This is a genomic window from Lysobacter sp. GCM10012299 (genome assembly GCF_042649405.1).
Taxonomy (GTDB): domain Bacteria; phylum Pseudomonadota; class Gammaproteobacteria; order Xanthomonadales; family Xanthomonadaceae; genus Lysobacter_J.
In genome coordinates this window covers 691,553-707,956 of record NZ_JBHRZC010000002.1, presented here as the reverse complement: position 1 = coordinate 707,956, position 16,404 = coordinate 691,553, and the positions used below count along the sequence as shown (strand labels likewise).

Below are 16,404 nucleotides of genomic sequence, written 5' to 3'. Positions count from 1 at the left end.
GTGGCTCAGGGCAAGGGCACACGCTGCAGGAGTTCACCCACCAGGCGATCACCGTCCCAGCCTTCGGCCGTGGCCTCGTAACTGGGCAGGATGCGGTGCCGCAGTACATCCGGCGCAACCGCACGGACATCGTCCGGGGTGACGAAATCGCGGCCGGCCAGCCACGCGTGCGCGCGCGCGCATCGCTCCAGCGCGATTGATCCGCGTGGACTGGCGCCCCACGCAATGCGCCGGGCCAGCGCCGGGTCGTAGCGGCCGGCATCGCGCGAGGCCAGCACCAGTTCGACCAGGTAACGCTCGACCGGCGGCGCCAGGTGCAATTCCAGCACCGCAGCGCGCGCGGCGAACACGTCCGACAACGGCATGCGTTCGACCGGTGTCGCCGGCGCATGCAGGGCGACACGGGCGCGCTCTCGGGCCAGCCGCAGGATCTCGGTTTCCGCGGCGATCTCGGGGTAGCCGATGCGCACGTACATGAGGAAGCGATCGAGCTGCGCCTCCGGCAGCGGGAAGGTGCCTTCCTGTTCGATCGGGTTCTGCGTCGCCATCACCAGGAACAGCGCCGGCAATGCATAGGTCGCGCGGCCAACCGTGACCTGGCGCTCGCCCATCGCTTCGAGCAGGGCGGACTGGACCTTGGCGGGCGCGCGGTTGATCTCGTCGGCGAGCAGGATCGGATGGAAGATCGGCCCGGCCTGGAACTCGAAGCGTCCTTCCTGCGGTCGCCATACTTCGGTGCCGGTCAGGTCGGCCGGGAGCAGGTCCGGGGTGAACTGCACGCGCGCGAACTCGGCGTCCATGCGCGCCGCCAGTGCGCGGATCGCACTGGTCTTGGCCAGTCCCGGCGCGCCCTCGACCAGCAGGTGGCCGTCGGCCAGCAGCGCGATCAGCAGTCGCTCGATCAGCGCCGCCTGGCCGACGATCTCGGCCGAGAGCGCCTCGCGCAGGGCGCGGAAGGCATCGTGTACGCGGGGCAGATCGTCGCTGCGGCGGTCCATGGGGGTCTCGGATGCGGGGCTGGTCCAGTTTGACCGAAGTTCGGCGACGGGGTTCAGCAGCGCCGTCACCCATTCAGCGACAGGTTCCCCTGGCTCCATCCGGCCGCCTGGGGCCAGAAAGCAGAAAGCCCGGCTTTCGCCGGGCTTTCCGTCAAATCGCGAGAGAACCGCGAGGCTTACCGCTGTTCGACCCGGAGCACCTTCGGCGTGACCATGATCAGCAGCTCGGCCTTGTCCTTGTTGCGACCCTTGCGCTTGAACAGGTTGCCGAGGAACGGCACGTCGCCGAGGAACGGCACCTTGGAGATGTCGCTGCGGTCGCGGAACTCGTAGACACCGCCGACGACCACGGTCTGGCCATCCTGCACCAGCACGGCGGTGTTGACCTCGCGCTTGGCGATCTGCGGCACCTGGCCGATCGAGGTGTTGGTGAAGCCTTCGACCTCGTCCTTCTTGACGTTCATGTTCAGGAACACGCGGCCGTCGTGGGTGATGGTCGGGGTGACCTTCAGCTCCAGCAGCACGTCCTTGAACTGCACGTTCGGGATCGGAATCGAGTTACCGCCCTGCTGCGGCGAGATCGTCACGTAACCGACTTCCTGGCCCTGGCGGATCACCGCTTCGCGCTGGTTGCTGGTGACGATGCGCGGGTTGGAGATCACCTCGCCACGGCCTTCTTCCTGCATCGCCGACAGCTCGACATCGAGCAGGTAACCAGCGTTGAGGATCGACAGGGCCAGTGCGCTCGGGTTGGTGACCGACGCGGCAGGCAGGTTGCTCATCAGCGAGCGGGTGACGTCGAAGGCATTGCTACCGTTCTGCACCGCGTCGGCACGAGAAGCAGCATTGGCCGCCGAAGCGTCGGTGTTGCCGCCGAAGCCGACCGAGCTGCGGTCACCGGCCTTGCCGCTGGCACCGCTGATGCCGAACTTGGCACCGAGGTCACGGGCGAAGGTGTCGGTGGCGATCACGACGCGAGCCTCGATCAGCACCTGGTCGACCGGGCGGTCGATCACGTGGATCAGCTCCTTCATCTGCGTGATCTTCTTCGGAATGTCGCTGATCATCAGCGTGTTGGTGCGCTCGTCGGCGACGATGCGACCGCGCGCCGAAAGGAAGCCGCTGTCCTGGTTGGTGCCAGCCGAGCCACCACCGCTACCGCCGCCGATACCCTTGGCCTCGGTCAGCGCCTTGAAGATCTGCGCGGCGTTGTGGTAGTTGATCTGCACGTACTCGGTGACCAGGTCGACGCGGTTGTCGATCGCGATGCGCGCGTCTTCCTTGTCCTGCTCGTACTTGGCAATTTCGGGCTGCGGCGCGACCCACACCACGTTGCCGCTGCGACGCTTGTCCAGGCCCTTGGCCTGCAGGACGATGTCGAGCGCCTGGTCCCACGGCACGTTCATCAGGCGCAGGGTGACGTTGCCGGAAACCGTGTCGGCGGCGACCACGTTCAGGCCGGACTCCTCGGCGATCAGCTGCAGGACCGTGCGCACTGGCACGTCCTGGAAGTTGAACGTCACCGGGCGGCCGCTGTAGGCGCGACCCGAGGGAGCGGCTGGCTTGCCATCGACCGTGGCGCCGACGGCGCGACCTGTGGCCGCTCCGGTGCGCGGCACGATTTCGACGATGTACTCGCGGCCGGTCTGGTAGGCCATCGACTCGAAGTTGCCGCTGGTGTTGAGCACCAGTTGCATGCCCTTGCCGCTGGCGCGGGCGTCGATGCGCTGTACCGGCGTGGCGAAGTCGACCACGTTCAGCGGCTTCTGCAGCGAGGCAGGCAGCTGGGCGTTGCCGACGTCGATGACGACGCTGGATCCCTGGTTGCGCAGGTCCGGCGCGGCACCGTCGCCGCTGAACTTCACGACCAGCCGGCCGGAGCCGTCACTGCCGCGCTTGAAGTCGATGTTGGACACCGCGATGGTGCCAGGCAGTTGCTTGGCCGGATCGGCGCTCGCCGCCGGCGCAACCGTGGCAGGCGCCGTGGCAGGCGCCGGTGCGGCAGCGTGGACGGCGCTGAAGGCGGCAATTGCGCCGACCATCAGACCCACCGATCCGCTGCGCAAGAGCAGCGGGCGACGGGCCGGTCGCGTGCGTGTGTTGAAAACGGTCATCGTTGCTATCCCCCAATCCCTATTGATCTTCCAACGCGACCGTGGCCGGGCGTTCCAGCCATCCACCCGCGCCGTCCGGCACCAGTTCCACCAATTCGATGTGGTCTTCGAACACGCCGGTCACGCGACCGTCGCTCTGCCCCATGTACGCGCCGGCCTGGACCCGGTAGGTAACCTTGTCCGGCGCCATCACCAGCGCCACGACGCCACCACCCTTGCCCAGCGTACCGACCATGTCGAGGCTGTCGAGCGGGAACTGCTCCAGCGTCTGCTTGCGCCGTGCCGAATCCGGACGCGGTCCGTTGCCGCCATCCTCGTCGGTGAATGCCGTGCTGAACGGATCGCGCATGGCGTAAGCGTTGTATTCGAACGTTTCGAACTGCTGCATCACCGGCAGCGGGTCCAGCGGCGGCGCTGGGCGGGCCTTGACCTCGGCGATCCACTTTTCCAGGTTCGGCGACTCACCAGGGGTGCTGGTGATACCGCGCGAACAGCCGGCCAGGACAAGGGCGACTGCCAGCGTCGTCAGGAGACGGCGTGCCGCGCCGTCACTAATGTTTGCGCGCATCTCAGGTCCCCCCCTGCTTGCCGTCGGTCGCCGCGGCCGATTCCTGCTTGGCCACTTCATCCTCGTCGAGGTAGCGATAGGTCTTGACCGTACCGGCCAGTTCGAGCGGGCTGTTGGGCGTGATCGCTGCACCGGCTTCCTTGCTGCGCGGCTTCAGCGAGATGTCGTGCATGGTCATGATGACCACGCGCGGCAGCGAGGCCACGCCGCTGACGAAACCGCCGAACTGGTGGTAGCTGCCCACCATGCGCAGCGCGATCGGCTTCTCGGCGTAGAACTCCTTGGGCTGTTCGCCACCGGGCTGGAACAGCTCGTTGGTGATGCCGGTGGCGAGCGCGGTCTGCGAGATGTCGACGATCAGGTCGGGCATCTCGGTCTTGCTCGGCAACTGGCGCAGCATCTGCTGGAGCTGCTGCTCCATCTGTGCCAGCTGCTGCTTCAGCGGCTCCAGGTTGGCGGCGCGGCCCTGCTTGGTCTCGTACTCGGTGCGAAGCTGCGCTTCCTGGCCTTCCAGCCCTTCCAGTTCGGCGCGCTTGTCGCTGACGAACAGGTACCAGGCCAAGCCGACGATGAGCAGAGAGACCAGGACGCAGAAGCCCAGCTTGGCCTGCTGCGGCCAGGAGCCGATGTTGTTGAAATCGAGTTCGTTGAGCTTGATGGATTTCTTCTTGCTCATGACGCCGCTCCCTTGGTCGGCGCTGCAGCCGGCGCCGTCGGCGCGTTGGCGGGGGTTGCTACCGGCGCGGCGGCCGGGGTGCTTGCCGGTTGCGCGGGGGCCGCGCCCGGTGCCGTCGGTGCCGTGCCTGCCGGCGCGGCGCCTGCAGCCGTGGCGTCGGTCGCCTGCGCGATCTGCGAGGTCGATGCCGCCGGAGCGTCCGGCACGCCGTCACCGTCCTCGTCCTTGGGGGCGTTCGGGTTGGCCAGCTGGACCTGCAGCTTGAACACGTACGGCAGGCCCTTGTCGGTGCCCTGGGCTTCGATGATCGACAGGTCCGGCTTGGTCATCCAGCCAGAGCCTTCCAGGTTGCGCATGTAGGTACTGACGCGGGCGTTGGACTGCGCGCGGCCTTCAAGCGTCAACGTCTGGCTGTCCTGCTTGATCGAGGTCAGCACGGCGCCGTCGGGGATCGTGCGCACCAGCGAATCGAACAGGTGCACCATCTGCGAGCGGTTGGCCTGCAGTTCTTCGATCACTTCCTTGCGGGCGAGCAGCTTGGCCTTCTTCTTGTCGAGTTCCTCGATCTCCTTGATCGCCTGGTCGACCTGCGTGATCTGGTCACGCATGTAGGTGTTGCGCTCGTTCTGGCCGTCGATCTGGCCGTTGTAGTAAGTGATGATCACGAACGACAGCAGCACCGCGCCCAGAGCCGCCATCGCGAACATCACCGCGAATTCTTTCTGGCGCAGCTTGCGGCGTTCTTCGCGCCACGGGAGGAGGTTGATGCGTGCCATCAGTCGAAGCTCCTCAGGGCGAGGCCACAGGCGATCATCAGCGCCGGCGCATCCTGGGCGAGGGCGTGCGCCTGCACGCGCGGCCCCAGGGTCATGTGGGCGAGCGGGTTGGCGATGGTGGTCGGCACGCCGAGCTGCTCTTCGACCATCTCGGCGATGCCGGCGATCGAGGCGCAGCCGCCGGCCAGCACGATCTGGTCGACGCGGTTGAACTCGCTGCCGGCGTAGAAGAACTGCAGCAGGCGGCTGATCTGCTGGACCATCGCCTCCTTGAACGGCTCCAGCACTTCGGCGTCGTAGCTTTCCGGCAGGCCGCCCTGGCGCTTGGCCAGTCCGGCTTCCTCGTAGCTCAGGCCGTAGCGGCGCATCACTTCGTCGGTGAGCTGCTTGCCGCCGAACACCTGTTCGCGGGCGTACAGGCTGCGGCCCTGGCGAAGGACGTTGAGCGTGGTCATCGTTGCGCCGGAATCGACCAGGGCGACCAGGCCGTCGCGCGGCCCGCCGAGCTGGTCGGCGACCAGGGCGAAGGCGTTCTCGAGCGCGAAGGCTTCGACGTCCATCACCTTGGGCGTCAGGCCGCCGATCTCCAGCGCGGAGGCGCGGACCTCGACGTTCTCAGAGCGCGAAGCTGCCAGCAGCACCTGGAGCATGTCCGGGGCGCCCGGCATCGGACCCAGGACCTCGAAGTCATGGTTGACCTCTTCGATCGGGTACGGGACGTAGTTGACCGCCTCGAGCTCGACCTGCGACTCCAGGTCGTCGTCGTCCAGGTCGCCCGGCATCGAGATCACCTTGGTGATGACCGAGGAACCGGCGACCGCGGCGGCGGCGTGTTTGGCTCGTGTGCCCGAGCGGGCCACGGCGCGCTTGATCGCTTGTCCCACCGCCTCGACCTCGACGATGTTCTTCTCGACCACGGCATTGGGTGGCAGCGGTTCAACCGCGTAATGCTCGACGCGGTAGCGGTTGCCAGCCCGGGAGAGCTGCAACAGCTTTACGGCAGTCGAACTGATATCCACGCCGACGACTGCCGGCTGGCTTTTTGTGACGATCCCCACGGTATTCTCCCCTTGTCACAGGCGCTTACGTGCGCTTCGTGTGACCCCGCTTTAAATATCGAAGTTTGCGCGGCATGGCAACTGTTCCGTTCGGAATTGCCTTACTGCGTCACTTTCCGCCCCTTGCACGGCTGGCCAGCCCTGCCCCGTCTGGCCCGTCCGCCCCGCCCTTGCCCCGCTCAAGTGCCTTTCCCCGGCTCATCTATACTCCACGGCCACTACACCCGCAATCGGAACCTGCCTTGATGCCCCGTTTCCGCCGCCTGCTGCGCTGGGCGCTGATCGCGTCCGCCGGCCTGGCCCTGCTTGGCGCCATTGCCCTGGGCACCCTGTACTACCTCGTCGCCCCCAAGCTACCCGACGTCGAGACCCTGCGCACGGTCGAGATGCAGGAACCGATGTACGTCTATGCCCGCGACGGTCGCCTGATGGCCCTGTTCGGCGAGACCCGGCGATATCCGATCTCGATCCAGGACGTCCCCGACCGGCTCAAGCAGGCCTTCATCTCGATCGAGGATGCGCGCTTCTACAAGCATCACGGCGTCGACTTCAAGGGCATCGCGCGCGCCGTGTGGCTGCTCACGACGACCGATGCGCGTCGCGTTCCCGGCGGCTCGACGATCACCCAGCAGGTCGCGCGACAGTTCTTCCTCAGCAACGAATACAGCTACACGCGCAAGCTCGCCGAAATGCTGCTGGCGATGCGCATGGAGCGCGAGCTGAGCAAGGACGAGATCTTCGAGCTTTACCTCAACAAGAGCTTCTTCGGTAACCGTGCCTACGGTGTCGGTGCGGCCGCAGAGTTCTATTACGGCAAGAAGCTGGGCGAACTCACGCTTGACGAAATGGCATCGCTCGCCGGCATTCCGAAGTTCCCGTCGAGCGGCAATCCGCTGAGCAATCCCGAGCGCGCCAAGGAACGTCGCGACTACATCCTGCAGCGCATGGCCGACCTGCGTTACATCAGCCAGGCCGAGGCCGACCAGGCCAAGGCCGCGCCGATGCACGCCACGCCGCATGAGCGTCCGGTCGAGGTGTACGCCCCCTACGTCGCCGAGATGGTGCGCCAGGAAATGGTCGCCCGCTTCGGCGCCGAAGCGCTGACGCGCGGTTTCCACGTCACCACCACCATCGATCCGACCCTGCAGGCGGCCGCCGACCAGGCCATCCGCGACGGGCTGTCGGTGTACGACCGCCGCCACGGCTGGCACGGCGTCGAGCAGCACTTCGACCTGGCCGCAGGCGAGGACGCAGCAGCGCTGCGCACGCGCCTGCGCGGCATCCCGGCGCAGGCCTCGCTGTTGCCGGCGATCGTCAGCGGCAGCAATGGCAGCCAGGTCCAGCTGGTGCTGGGCGACGGCAGCCAGATCGAACTCGGGCCCAACCAGGGCTTCGCCGGCCGCAGCCCCGCCAGCCTGGTCAAGCGTGGCGACCTGGTGCGCGTGCTGCGCACCGAGCCGGCCGCGGCCCCTGCCTCGGGCAAGTCGGGCGAGGCCGGTCCGGCACCTGCGCCGACGGCATCCGCGCCGACGTATCGCCTCGACCAGGTACCGCAGGCGCAGGCCGCGCTGGTCTCGCTGGAGCCGGGCAACGGCGCACTGCGCGCCCTGTCGGGTGGCTACAGCTTCGCCGGCGCGAAGTTCAACCGCGCCACCCAGGCGCGCCGCCAGCCGGGCTCGAGCTTCAAGCCGTTCCTGTATGCCGCCTCGTTCGAGCGCGGCTTCAATCCGGCCTCGGTGGTGCTCGACGCGCCGGTCGTGTTCAAGGATCGTCGCGGCCACATCTGGCGTCCGCAGAACGACAGCGGCAACTTCGCCGGCCCGATGCGCCTGCGCGAGGCGATGGTGCAGTCGCGCAACCTGGTCTCGGTGCGCCTGCTCGATGCCATCGGCGTCGACTATGCGCGCAAGTACATCAGCCACTTCGGTTTCGACGAAGCCGAACTGCCGCCGAACCTGTCGATGTCGCTGGGCTCGGCTTCGCTGACGCCGATGTCGGTCGCGCGTGGCTTCGCCGCCTTCGCCAACGGCGGCTTCCGCATCACGCCGTGGTTCATCGATGAAGTGAAGGACCGCGAAGGCGCGGTGGTGTTCAAGGAAAAGCCGGCGATCGCCTGCCCCGCCTGCGGTGGCACCGGCGGTACCAGCCGGGCCGTGCAGACCACGACGGTCGTCGACGGCTTCAACCTCGGTCCGGACGCGGCACCCGCGGCGCCGGCGGAAGCCAAGCCAAAGGACGAACCGAAGAAGACCGAGATCGACACCAGCAAGCTGGTGCTGGCGCCGCGCGCGATCGATGGCCGCATCGCCTACCAGATCAACTCGATGCTGCGCGACGTGGTCCTGCGCGGCACCGGTACCGCGGCCAAGGTGCTCGAGCGCGAGGACGTCGGCGGCAAGACCGGTTCGACCAACGACCACCGTGACGCCTGGTTCTCCGGCTTCGGCGGCCCTTACGTCACGACCGTGTGGGTCGGCCGCGACAACTACAAATCGCTGGGCTACCGCGAGTACGGCGGCAAGGCCGCACTGCCGATCTGGATCGACTACATGCGGGTGGCACTCAAGGGCCAGCCGATCTCGGCGAACGATCCGCCGGAAGGCATGGTCAAGGTCTCGGTGTCGGCCAGCGGCGCGCTGGTGCCTGGCGAAGGCGGCGGCATTGTCGAGTGGGTCAAGGCCGAGGACCTGGAGCGCATGCAGAGTTACGTCGACTACGGCCCGGCCGAGACGGCGCCGGCCGAGGAAGAGTTCGACATCTTCTGACCGCGTCCGTGGTCCGCGCCCGCCTGCGCGGGCAGCAAACGACGCCGGGTTCGCCCGGCGTCGTCGTTTCCGGGAGGAGCCCAAGGTCGGCATCCGGGTCGGCATTTGTTCATGCCGGGCGGGCAGAATGAACGTCGCGCAGACGCCCGAAGCGGTAACTTCCACGCGCGATGAAACGTGTTAGGTTGCCGTTGCCGGTGCAGTTTCGGCCGCGGCGCAACCGGTCGCCGACGTCGTGCCAGATGCGGAGGTCGACATGCCACACGCCCGACAGCACGCCACCCTGCACGCACAGACACGCACCCGCGAACGCCGCCACCGCCTCGCCCACGAGGCCGCCCGGCTGATGGCCGAGGGCGGCATCCGCGACTACCACCAGGCCAAGCTAAAGGCCGCCGAGCGCCTGGGCATCTTCGACGACGCCTCGCTGCCGCGTAACCGCGAGATCGAAGAAGCGCTGCGGGAATACCAGCGCCTGTTCCAGCGCGAGAACATTCCTGCGTTGCGCCAGCGCCGCGAATCGGCGCTGCGGGCGCTGGAGTTCTTCAAGTCCTTCGAGCCGCGCCTGGTCGGCCCGGTGCTCGACGGCACGGCAGATACGCGCAGCCCCGTCGCACTGCACCTGTACAGTGACGACCCCGATGCGCCGCCGCGTTTCCTCGACCAGCACGGCATTCCTGCTGAAGCGCGCAGCCGCCGCCTGCGCCTTGACCGCGAGCGCAGCGACGACTTCCCGGTGTATGTCTTCAGCGCCGAGGACATCACCTTCGACCTCACGGTGCTGCCGCTGGACATCCTGCGCCAGGCTCCACTGTCGAACACCGACGAGAAGCCGATGAAGCGCGCCAACGCCACGCAGCTGCGGCAGTTGCTGGCCGACGACGAAATACAGGATTACGAAAGCGGCGGCCCGCCTGCCTAGCCTTCGACCGCTTTCCGGGCCTTGCGCGTTGAAGTGCCCGTGAAGCCGAACACGTTCAGTTCAATCACCACGAAGGCGACCAGCCACAACAGCGCATCCCACGTGTCCAGCCAGGCCGCGTGCGGGTCCTGCCCGCCGATGCCCATCGCCGCCCAGGTGAGCATGAAACCGACCAGCGCCACGTAAAGCAGGGACGCAGCGATACGGCGAAGCCGGTGCAGTCGCAGCGCATCGGGCGGGAGGCGGACCTCCAGCTCGAGCAGCGCGATCACGCCGAGCCAGACCATCTCGTTGGCGAAGTCCAGCCAGACCTGCTCAAGCGCATAGCCCACCACCGCGACCACCACCGCCACCGCAGCCAGTGCACGCACGCCGTGCAGCAGCGGCAGCCAACGGCGCGGCAACGGCCAGCCACCGGTCTCCCACTCGAACAACAGCAGCAACACGAACCACGCCGACGTATCGATCAGCTCGGTGACCCGGCCATAGAGCGCGTACAGCACCACGTCGCCGGCCAGCAGCGCGTAGACCAGCCATTTGAAAACGACAAAGCCGCGGTGTGGCCGCGGCTTTGTCGTAGCGTCGGCGCGAACGCCGGCCATGTGATGCGAGCGAAAACTCAGCGCTTGCCAGCGTCGACGTAGTCGCGCTGCGGCGAACCGATGTAGATCTGGCGCGGACGGCCGATCTTGTTTTCCGGATCGTTCTGCTGCTCCAGCCAATGCGCGACCCAGCCGGCGGTGCGGGCGATGGCGAACATCACGGTGAACATCTCCACCGGGATGCCGAGCGCCTTGTAGATGATGCCCGAGTAGAAGTCGACGTTCGGGTAGAGCTTGCGCTGCACGAAGTACTCGTCCTTCAGCGCCGCCTCTTCCAGCTTCATCGCCACTTCCAGCAGCGGGTCGTTGACGCCCAGCTCGCCGAGCACCTTGTGGGTCATCTCGCGGATGATCTTGGCGCGCGGATCGAAGTTCTTGTAGACGCGGTGGCCGAAGCCCATCAGGCGGAAGCCCGACTCCTTGTCCTTGGCCTTGGCCACGGCCGAACCGACGTTCTCCGGACGGCCGATCTCCTCGAGCATCTTCAGCACGGCTTCGTTGGCACCGCCGTGCGCCGGGCCCCACAGTGCTGCGACGCCAGCGGCGACGCAGGCATACGGGTTGGCGCCGGTGGAACCGACCAGGCGCACGGTCGAGGTCGAGGCGTTCTGCTCGTGGTCGGCGTGCAGGATGAAGAGCAGGTCCAGCGCCTTGGCGGCGACCGGGCTGAGCTCCAGCGGCTCGCTCGGCACTTCCTTCATCATGTGCAGGAAGCGCGTGGTGTATTCGAGGTTGTTCTTCGGATAGCGCATCGGCCAGCCGATCGAATAACGATGGCAGGCAGCGGCAATCGTCGGCACCTTGGCGATCAGGCGGATCGCGGCCAGGCGGCGCTGTTCCGGATCTTCCAGGTCGAGATCGTTGTGGTAGAAGCTCGCCATCGAGCCGAGCATGCCGACCAGCATCGCCATCGGGTGGGCGTCGTGGCGGAAGCCGTACAGGAAGGTGCGGAAGGCCTCGTGCATCATCGTGTGATGCGTGACTTCGTGCTCGAACTTGGCGAACTCGCCCTGGTTCGGCAGCTCGCCGTTCATCAGCAGGTACGCCACTTCGAGGAAGCTCGAGTGCTCGGCCAGCTGGTCGATCGGGTAACCGCGGTACAGCAGCACGCCGGCATCGCCATCGATGTAGGTGATGGCCGACTTGCAGCTGGCGGTGGCGGTGAAGCCGTTGTCGTAGGTGAAAGCGCCGGTTTCCTTCGGCAGCTTGCCAATGTCGATGCAGGGCTGGCCAAGGACCGGGTGGTGGACCGGCAGGGTCACGGTCTTGTCGCCAGCAGTCAGGGAGACCTGGTCGAACTTGTTGTTGGAACCTGGCTTGTTGGAATCGGACACGAAACACTCCTCAAGTCTGCATGCCTGCCGCCAGGGCAGGCCGGGCACGAGCGGGCCGCGCATGGGCCACGAAGTTGGCAATGGATCACGGCGGGACTGCGCCGCCTGCGATAGTGAATTATCGCACAACGACCTGGAGCCAAGGCTCGGACTTTGGTCGGCTTGCCGCCCGGAATCGTAACGGTGTGTCGCATCCGGGGCCCGTTCCGGAGCCAATGGCCAGAAACGGCAACGGCCGCCTTTCGGCAGCCGCAGGGGTTTGTTCACGCAAGACAGCAACGGCCGCCTTGCGGCAGCCGTTGCGGATGTCCTGGTCGTCGTGCCTGGCGCCCGGTCCATGCCGACGGCACGGGCCATTGCGCTACAGCAGGTCCCTCGCTCCGCTCGAGATGACCTTCCGGCAAAGCCGTGCCTGGGGCACGGCCCGGAAAATCACTTCTGGGCGTAGCGCTTGCGGAACTTGTCGACGCGACCGCTGGTATCCATGATCTTGTGCTTGCCCGTGTAGAACGGGTGCGAAGCCGAGCTGATGTCGACCTTGATCAGCGGATACTCATTGCCGTCTTCCCACTTGATCGATTCCTTGCTGCCAAGGGTCGAGCGGGTCAGGAACTGGAAGTCGGTGGTCACGTCTTGGAACACGACTTCGCGGTATTCGGGATGGATGCCGGCCTTCATGGCACTCACCAATCTTTAAGCGGGAAAGCGCGGAAGTATAGCGGCCCCGCCCGGTCCGGGCAAGTCCGGAATACACCCCCGGCTCAACCGGCGGCGAGGGCGTCGCGGATCAGGCCCTCCAGGCGGGCCTGGTCGTAGCGCAGCAGGATCCTGGCCCGGTCCGGGCCGCCGCTCTGGCGCTGCCAGTCGACCACGGTCATGCCGCGGGCGTGGCCATGCCCCAGCTCGATCACTAGCGGCCGCTGTGCTTCTTCCAGCACCCCGTCCGGGGCCAGCGCGAAGGCCATCGCGTAGGCGTCGGCCGAGTGCCAGTAGTCGCCGCGGCGATCGGCCGACCACTCGCGGGTCTTCTTCGAGATGCGCTCGTAGAAGCGGGCGCGGTCAGAGTCAGCGCGCAACCATTCCTCGACCCGCTCGTGATGCAGGCCGTGGGCAATGGTGCCCTCCCAGTCCGCCAGATCGACGTTGGGGAACGCCTCGAAGACGATGTGCGCGGCTTCGGGGTCGAAGTAGATGTTGAACTCGGCAGCGGGCGTGATGTTGCCGTGGCCGGTGACCGAGCCGCCCATCACCACGAAACGCGCCACGCGCTCGGGCAGCGTGGGATCGAGCTTGAGCGCGAGCGCGATGTTGGTCAGCGGACCCAATGCGACCAGCAGCAGCTTGCCGGCATGCTCGTGCGACAAACGCAGGATGGCCAGCGCGGCGTGCTCGGCCTGCACCTGCTGGCGGGCCGGCTCATAGCCGACGTCACCGAAACCGTCCTGGCCATGCACGTAACCCGCATCCGGCGCCGGATGCAGCAACGGGCCGGCGCAGCCGGCGAACACCGGCACGTCGACGCCGGCGACCTCACACAGCTTCAGTGCATTGGCCACGGTGTGGCGCAGGCCGACATTGCCGGCGGCGATGGTCAGGCCGACGACGTCATGGCGCGGATCGTTGAACGCCAGCAGCAGGGCCAGTGCGTCGTCTACGCCCGGGTCGGTGTCGATCAGCAGGGGGATCTTGTTGGTCATGGCCCGATTATGCATCGAGTGCCGCACGCAGGGCCCTGACCCGGGTGACGTCGCTCTGCAGCCAGTGTGCATCGAGGCCGGCGATTCCTCGGCCGATGTGCTGCATGCGCGAAGCAAGGAGCATCTTCGCGGAAGCATGGAACTCGTCCGCACCGCTGCGGGCAACGAGTGCGGCGAGGTTGTCTTCGGTGATGCCCGCGCCCGCCATCACCCGGATGCGCCCATCTGCCTGACGCATCAGGGCCGCGATCGTGTCGGCACCTTCCGGCGCAGACGAGTGCGCGCCGGACGTGAGCACGCGCTCGCATCCCAGCCCGATCACCGCTTCCAGCGCCAGCTTCTGGTCACGCGCGACATCGAACGCGCGATGGAACGTGACGCCGAGATTGCCCGCTGCTGCCATCAACTCGCGGCAGACGGCCTCGTCGACCGAGCCGTCGGGGGCGAGCGCGCCGATGACGACGCCGTCGCAACCCAGGCGTACGCACGATTCGATGTCGCGCAGCATCACGTCGCGTTCGATGGCATCGTAGAGAAAGTCGCCGGCGCGCGGCCGGATCAGCACGTACAGCGGGATCTGCAGGCGATCACGCGTCATCGCCACCGTGCCGTACGACGGCGTGCAGCCGCCGTCACCGAGGTTCTCGCACAGCTCCACGCGATCGGCTCCGCCTTCCTGCGCCGCCAGCGCCGAGGCCAGCGAGTTGGCGGCGATCTCCAGCAGGCGACGCGTCATTTCTGTTCCGTCGTGTAGACCGAAGCCGATTCGTGCAGCGTCTCGTGCGGCCCCTTACCACCATCGTGCAGTGCGTAGACGAAGCCCTTGTGCAAGGCGAACGCACCGACCTCGCCGTCGCGGTTGAGCGCGAGGAAGCACACCTGCAACTGCTTGCTGGCTTCCGGCCGTTTGCGCACCACGCGTTCGATCGCCTCGCGGCAGGCATCCGCCGGCGAGCGACCTTGCCGCATCAGTTCGACGACGAGGAAGCTGGCGGCATTGCGCACCATCTCCTCGCCGACGCCCGATGCGGTGGCTGCGCCAACTTCGTTGTCGACATACAAGCCGGCGCCGACGATCGGGCTGTCGCCGACCCGGCCGTGCAGCTTCCACGCCATGCCGCTGGTGGTGCAGGCGCCGGCCAGGCGCCCCTTGGCGTCGAGGGCAAGGATGCCGAGGGTGTCGTGGTTGCTCTTGTCGCCCGGACGTTGCTGGCGCTCGGCGTTGATCTGCGGCGTGTACTGCGCGGTCTTGAGCCATTCGCGCCAGGCCTGGCGGGCCTGGTCGGTCAGCAGCGGCGTCTTCTCGAAGCCCTGGGCGACGGCGAACTGCTGCGCGCCGGCACCGACCAGCATCACGTGCGGCGTCTTCTCCATCACCGCGCGCGCCACCGACACCGGGTGCGCGATGTCCTCCAGCGCGGCCACGGCGCCGCAGCGGCCGTCGCCGTCCATGATGCTGGCGTCGAGCGTGAGCACGCCGTCGCGATCGGGATTGCCGCAGCGACCGACGGTCGGGTTGCACAGGTCGGCCTCGGCCCAGCGCGCGCCGGCTTCGACCGCATCGAGCGCGCTGCCGCCGCTGCCGAGCACGCGCCATGCCGCGGCATTGGCACCGACACCGAAATCCCAGGTCGAGACGACGCGGGCGCGATTCGTGGCCGCAGCGGCACCGGCCCTGGGAAGCGCCAGCGCACCGGCGGCGAGCAGGGACGACTGGAGGAACTGGCGGCGATTGGTCATGGCACTCCCTTGCTGCAGGAGCGGGGTCGCCCCTGCCGCGTTGTCTTGTCTTGTCAGAAGCCCGAATGGCGCTCGTAGTACCAGGCGGCCGCACCCACCAGGCCGAGCTGGCCATGGTCGACCAGCCACACCGGCACGCGCGCCAGCACCTCGCCCAGCACGCCCTTGTTGCGGAAGCGCGCGGCGAACTGGCTGTCGAGCAGGAACGGGCGGATCTGCGCCGGGATGCCGCCGGCGAGGTAGACCGCGTCCGCACCGAAGGTCACGGCAAGGTCGCCGGCGAGGCTGCCCAGCAGCGCACAGAACAGCTCGAGCGTCTCCACGGCGCGCGCATCGCTGCCCGCCTGGGCGGCCGCGGCAATCGCCTCGGGGTTGTCCAGCGCCGGCGTGACGCCGTCGAGCTCGCACAGCGCCCGATAGGTGTTCACCAGGCCCGGACCCGACAGCACCCGCTCGTTGTCGACATGCGGCCAGCGCTGCAGCAGGTGCCGCACCAGGTCGAGCTCACGCGCGGTGCCGGCGGCCAGGGCGGCGTGCCCCGCCTCGCTGGCGAGCACGCGCAACGGGGCACGCTGCTGCGCGCTGGGCAGGCACAGGGCGGCGCCGAAGCCGGTGCCCGGGCCCAGCACCAGCGTCGGCCCGTTGCCGGCCTTGGCGCTGGTGGCCGGGCCGCAGACGCGCGTCATCGTCGCCGCATCGACGTACGACATGGCGCAGGCCACGGCCTCGAAATCATTGAGCAGGGCCAGGTGGGTGACACCGGCGGCCTCGCGGGTGCTGCGCACCGACACCGGCCATTGCAGGTTGCTGTTGATCAGCGTGTCGCCTTCCAGGCGGCCGGCAATGGCGACCACGGCGTGGGTGCGCTCGGCGGCGAATTCACTGGCGAAATGGTCGAGGATCGCCGCCAGGCTCGGATACTCGGCACAGGCGTAACGCTGGTACTGCAGAACGTCGACCTTGCCGTCGGTTCCGACCCGGACCAGGCCCAGGCGCGCATGCGTGCCCCCGACATCGGCGGCGATGAACGGCTGGGCGCCTTGGCGGACAGCGGACGGTTTTGCGGGATCGGCAATCACGGAATGCGGTGGGGTCGACCAGGGTCGGACTGCGCATGATGCCACTGTGGGGTTAAGACCGACCGGCACACCCGC

At 67.5% G+C, this 16,404-nt stretch carries 15 protein-coding genes; 2 read left to right on the top strand and 13 right to left on the bottom strand.

Translation table 11 applies throughout. The annotated features are described in order from the left end of the window. Positions 1 to 5: 5 nt before the first annotated feature. From ACFOPO_RS07465 to ACFOPO_RS07440, 6 genes are all read right to left on the bottom strand, one after another. Positions 6 to 998, bottom strand: coding sequence for an AAA family ATPase (locus ACFOPO_RS07465; protein WP_386702441.1), 993 nt, complete (start codon positions 996 to 998; stop codon positions 6 to 8). 176 nt (positions 999 to 1,174) lie between these two features. Continuing rightward, the gene (locus ACFOPO_RS07460; RefSeq protein ID WP_386702439.1) at positions 1,175 to 3,112 is read right to left on the bottom strand and encodes a type IV pilus secretin PilQ; all 1,938 of its coding nucleotides are present in this window, start codon (positions 3,110 to 3,112) and stop codon (positions 1,175 to 1,177) included. A 19-nt stretch (positions 3,113 to 3,131) separates the two neighbouring features. Beyond that, entirely contained in the window at positions 3,132 to 3,680 is a 549-nt protein-coding gene (locus tag ACFOPO_RS07455) for a pilus assembly protein PilP (protein WP_386702437.1), read from the bottom strand. A 1-nt stretch (position 3,681) separates the two neighbouring features. Beyond that, positions 3,682 to 4,356, bottom strand: coding sequence for a type 4a pilus biogenesis protein PilO (locus tag ACFOPO_RS07450; RefSeq protein ID WP_386702435.1), 675 nt, complete (start codon positions 4,354 to 4,356; stop codon positions 3,682 to 3,684). Next, positions 4,353 to 5,132 carry a PilN domain-containing protein gene (locus tag ACFOPO_RS07445; protein WP_386702433.1) on the bottom strand — a complete coding sequence of 260 codons (780 nt, stop codon included), beginning with the start codon at positions 5,130 to 5,132 and terminating at the stop codon, positions 4,353 to 4,355. The genes ACFOPO_RS07450 and ACFOPO_RS07445 overlap by 4 nt, the downstream gene beginning before the upstream one ends. Next, the gene (locus ACFOPO_RS07440; protein WP_386702431.1) at positions 5,132 to 6,190 is read right to left on the bottom strand and encodes a pilus assembly protein PilM; all 1,059 of its coding nucleotides are present in this window, start codon (positions 6,188 to 6,190) and stop codon (positions 5,132 to 5,134) included. Before ACFOPO_RS07440 ends, ACFOPO_RS07445 begins: the two co-directional genes overlap by 1 nt. Before the next feature lie 245 nt (positions 6,191 to 6,435). Between ACFOPO_RS07440 and ACFOPO_RS07435 the strand changes: the two genes are divergently transcribed. Together ACFOPO_RS07435 and ACFOPO_RS07430 are read left to right on the top strand one after the other, a co-directional pair. Continuing rightward, positions 6,436 to 8,955, top strand: coding sequence for a penicillin-binding protein 1A (locus ACFOPO_RS07435; RefSeq protein ID WP_386702429.1), 2,520 nt, complete (start codon positions 6,436 to 6,438; stop codon positions 8,953 to 8,955). A gap of 256 nt (positions 8,956 to 9,211) precedes the next feature. Beyond that, positions 9,212 to 9,877: a hypothetical protein gene (locus ACFOPO_RS07430; RefSeq protein WP_386702427.1), complete on the top strand. Its 666-nt coding sequence runs from the start codon at positions 9,212 to 9,214 to the stop codon at positions 9,875 to 9,877. Here the strand turns inward: ACFOPO_RS07430 and ACFOPO_RS07425 are convergent. The 7 genes from ACFOPO_RS07425 to ACFOPO_RS07395 all read right to left on the bottom strand — a co-directional run bounded on the left by ACFOPO_RS07425 (position 9,874) and on the right by ACFOPO_RS07395 (position 16,329). Beyond that, positions 9,874 to 10,479: a hypothetical protein gene (locus ACFOPO_RS07425; protein WP_386702425.1), complete on the bottom strand. Its 606-nt coding sequence runs from the start codon at positions 10,477 to 10,479 to the stop codon at positions 9,874 to 9,876. The two genes, ACFOPO_RS07430 and ACFOPO_RS07425, sit on opposite strands and share 4 nt — an antisense overlap. Before the next feature lie 17 nt (positions 10,480 to 10,496). Further along, a complete protein-coding gene (locus ACFOPO_RS07420) occupies positions 10,497 to 11,876 on the bottom strand; it encodes a citrate synthase (protein WP_386702423.1) in 1,380 nt (459 codons plus the stop codon). Between the two features lie 369 nt (positions 11,877 to 12,245). Beyond that, complete coding sequence (locus ACFOPO_RS07415) at positions 12,246 to 12,491, bottom strand: type B 50S ribosomal protein L31 (RefSeq protein WP_158734120.1); 246 nt, start codon at positions 12,489 to 12,491, stop codon at positions 12,246 to 12,248. An 83-nt stretch (positions 12,492 to 12,574) separates the two neighbouring features. Beyond that, positions 12,575 to 13,510, bottom strand: coding sequence for a nucleoside hydrolase (locus ACFOPO_RS07410; RefSeq protein WP_386702420.1), 936 nt, complete (start codon positions 13,508 to 13,510; stop codon positions 12,575 to 12,577). 7 nt (positions 13,511 to 13,517) lie between these two features. Beyond that, positions 13,518 to 14,246 carry a copper homeostasis protein CutC gene (locus ACFOPO_RS07405; protein ID WP_386702418.1) on the bottom strand — a complete coding sequence of 243 codons (729 nt, stop codon included), beginning with the start codon at positions 14,244 to 14,246 and terminating at the stop codon, positions 13,518 to 13,520. Next, positions 14,243 to 15,250: a N(4)-(beta-N-acetylglucosaminyl)-L-asparaginase gene (locus ACFOPO_RS07400; protein WP_386702416.1), complete on the bottom strand. Its 1,008-nt coding sequence runs from the start codon at positions 15,248 to 15,250 to the stop codon at positions 14,243 to 14,245. Before ACFOPO_RS07400 ends, ACFOPO_RS07405 begins: the two co-directional genes overlap by 4 nt. A 53-nt stretch (positions 15,251 to 15,303) precedes the next feature. Further along, entirely contained in the window at positions 15,304 to 16,329 is a 1,026-nt protein-coding gene (locus ACFOPO_RS07395) for a glucokinase (RefSeq protein WP_386702414.1), read from the bottom strand. Positions 16,330 to 16,404: the final 75 nt, after the last annotated feature.

Excerpts from the sequence above, each read along its gene's own strand:
- ACFOPO_RS07465 (WP_386702441.1), bottom strand. The coding sequence starts at position 998 with ATGGACCGCCGCAGCGACGATCTGCCCCGCGTACACGATGCCTTCCGC.
- ACFOPO_RS07405 (WP_386702418.1), bottom strand. The coding sequence starts at position 14,246 with ATGACGCGTCGCCTGCTGGAGATCGCCGCCAACTCGCTGGCCTCGGCG.
- ACFOPO_RS07445 (WP_386702433.1), bottom strand. The coding sequence starts at position 5,132 with ATGGCACGCATCAACCTCCTCCCGTGGCGCGAAGAACGCCGCAAGCTG.
- ACFOPO_RS07430 (WP_386702427.1), top strand. The coding sequence starts at position 9,212 with ATGCCACACGCCCGACAGCACGCCACCCTGCACGCACAGACACGCACC.
- ACFOPO_RS07450 (WP_386702435.1), bottom strand. The coding sequence starts at position 4,356 with ATGAGCAAGAAGAAATCCATCAAGCTCAACGAACTCGATTTCAACAAC.
- ACFOPO_RS07425 (WP_386702425.1), bottom strand. The coding sequence starts at position 10,479 with ATGGCCGGCGTTCGCGCCGACGCTACGACAAAGCCGCGGCCACACCGC.
- ACFOPO_RS07455 (WP_386702437.1), bottom strand. The coding sequence starts at position 3,680 with ATGCGCGCAAACATTAGTGACGGCGCGGCACGCCGTCTCCTGACGACG.
- ACFOPO_RS07415 (WP_158734120.1), bottom strand. The coding sequence starts at position 12,491 with ATGAAGGCCGGCATCCATCCCGAATACCGCGAAGTCGTGTTCCAAGAC.
- ACFOPO_RS07400 (WP_386702416.1), bottom strand. The coding sequence starts at position 15,250 with ATGACCAATCGCCGCCAGTTCCTCCAGTCGTCCCTGCTCGCCGCCGGT.
- ACFOPO_RS07410 (WP_386702420.1), bottom strand. The coding sequence starts at position 13,510 with ATGACCAACAAGATCCCCCTGCTGATCGACACCGACCCGGGCGTAGAC.
- ACFOPO_RS07460 (WP_386702439.1), bottom strand. The coding sequence starts at position 3,112 with ATGACCGTTTTCAACACACGCACGCGACCGGCCCGTCGCCCGCTGCTC.
- ACFOPO_RS07435 (WP_386702429.1), top strand. The coding sequence starts at position 6,436 with ATGCCCCGTTTCCGCCGCCTGCTGCGCTGGGCGCTGATCGCGTCCGCC.
- ACFOPO_RS07420 (WP_386702423.1), bottom strand. The coding sequence starts at position 11,876 with ATGCGCGGCCCGCTCGTGCCCGGCCTGCCCTGGCGGCAGGCATGCAGA.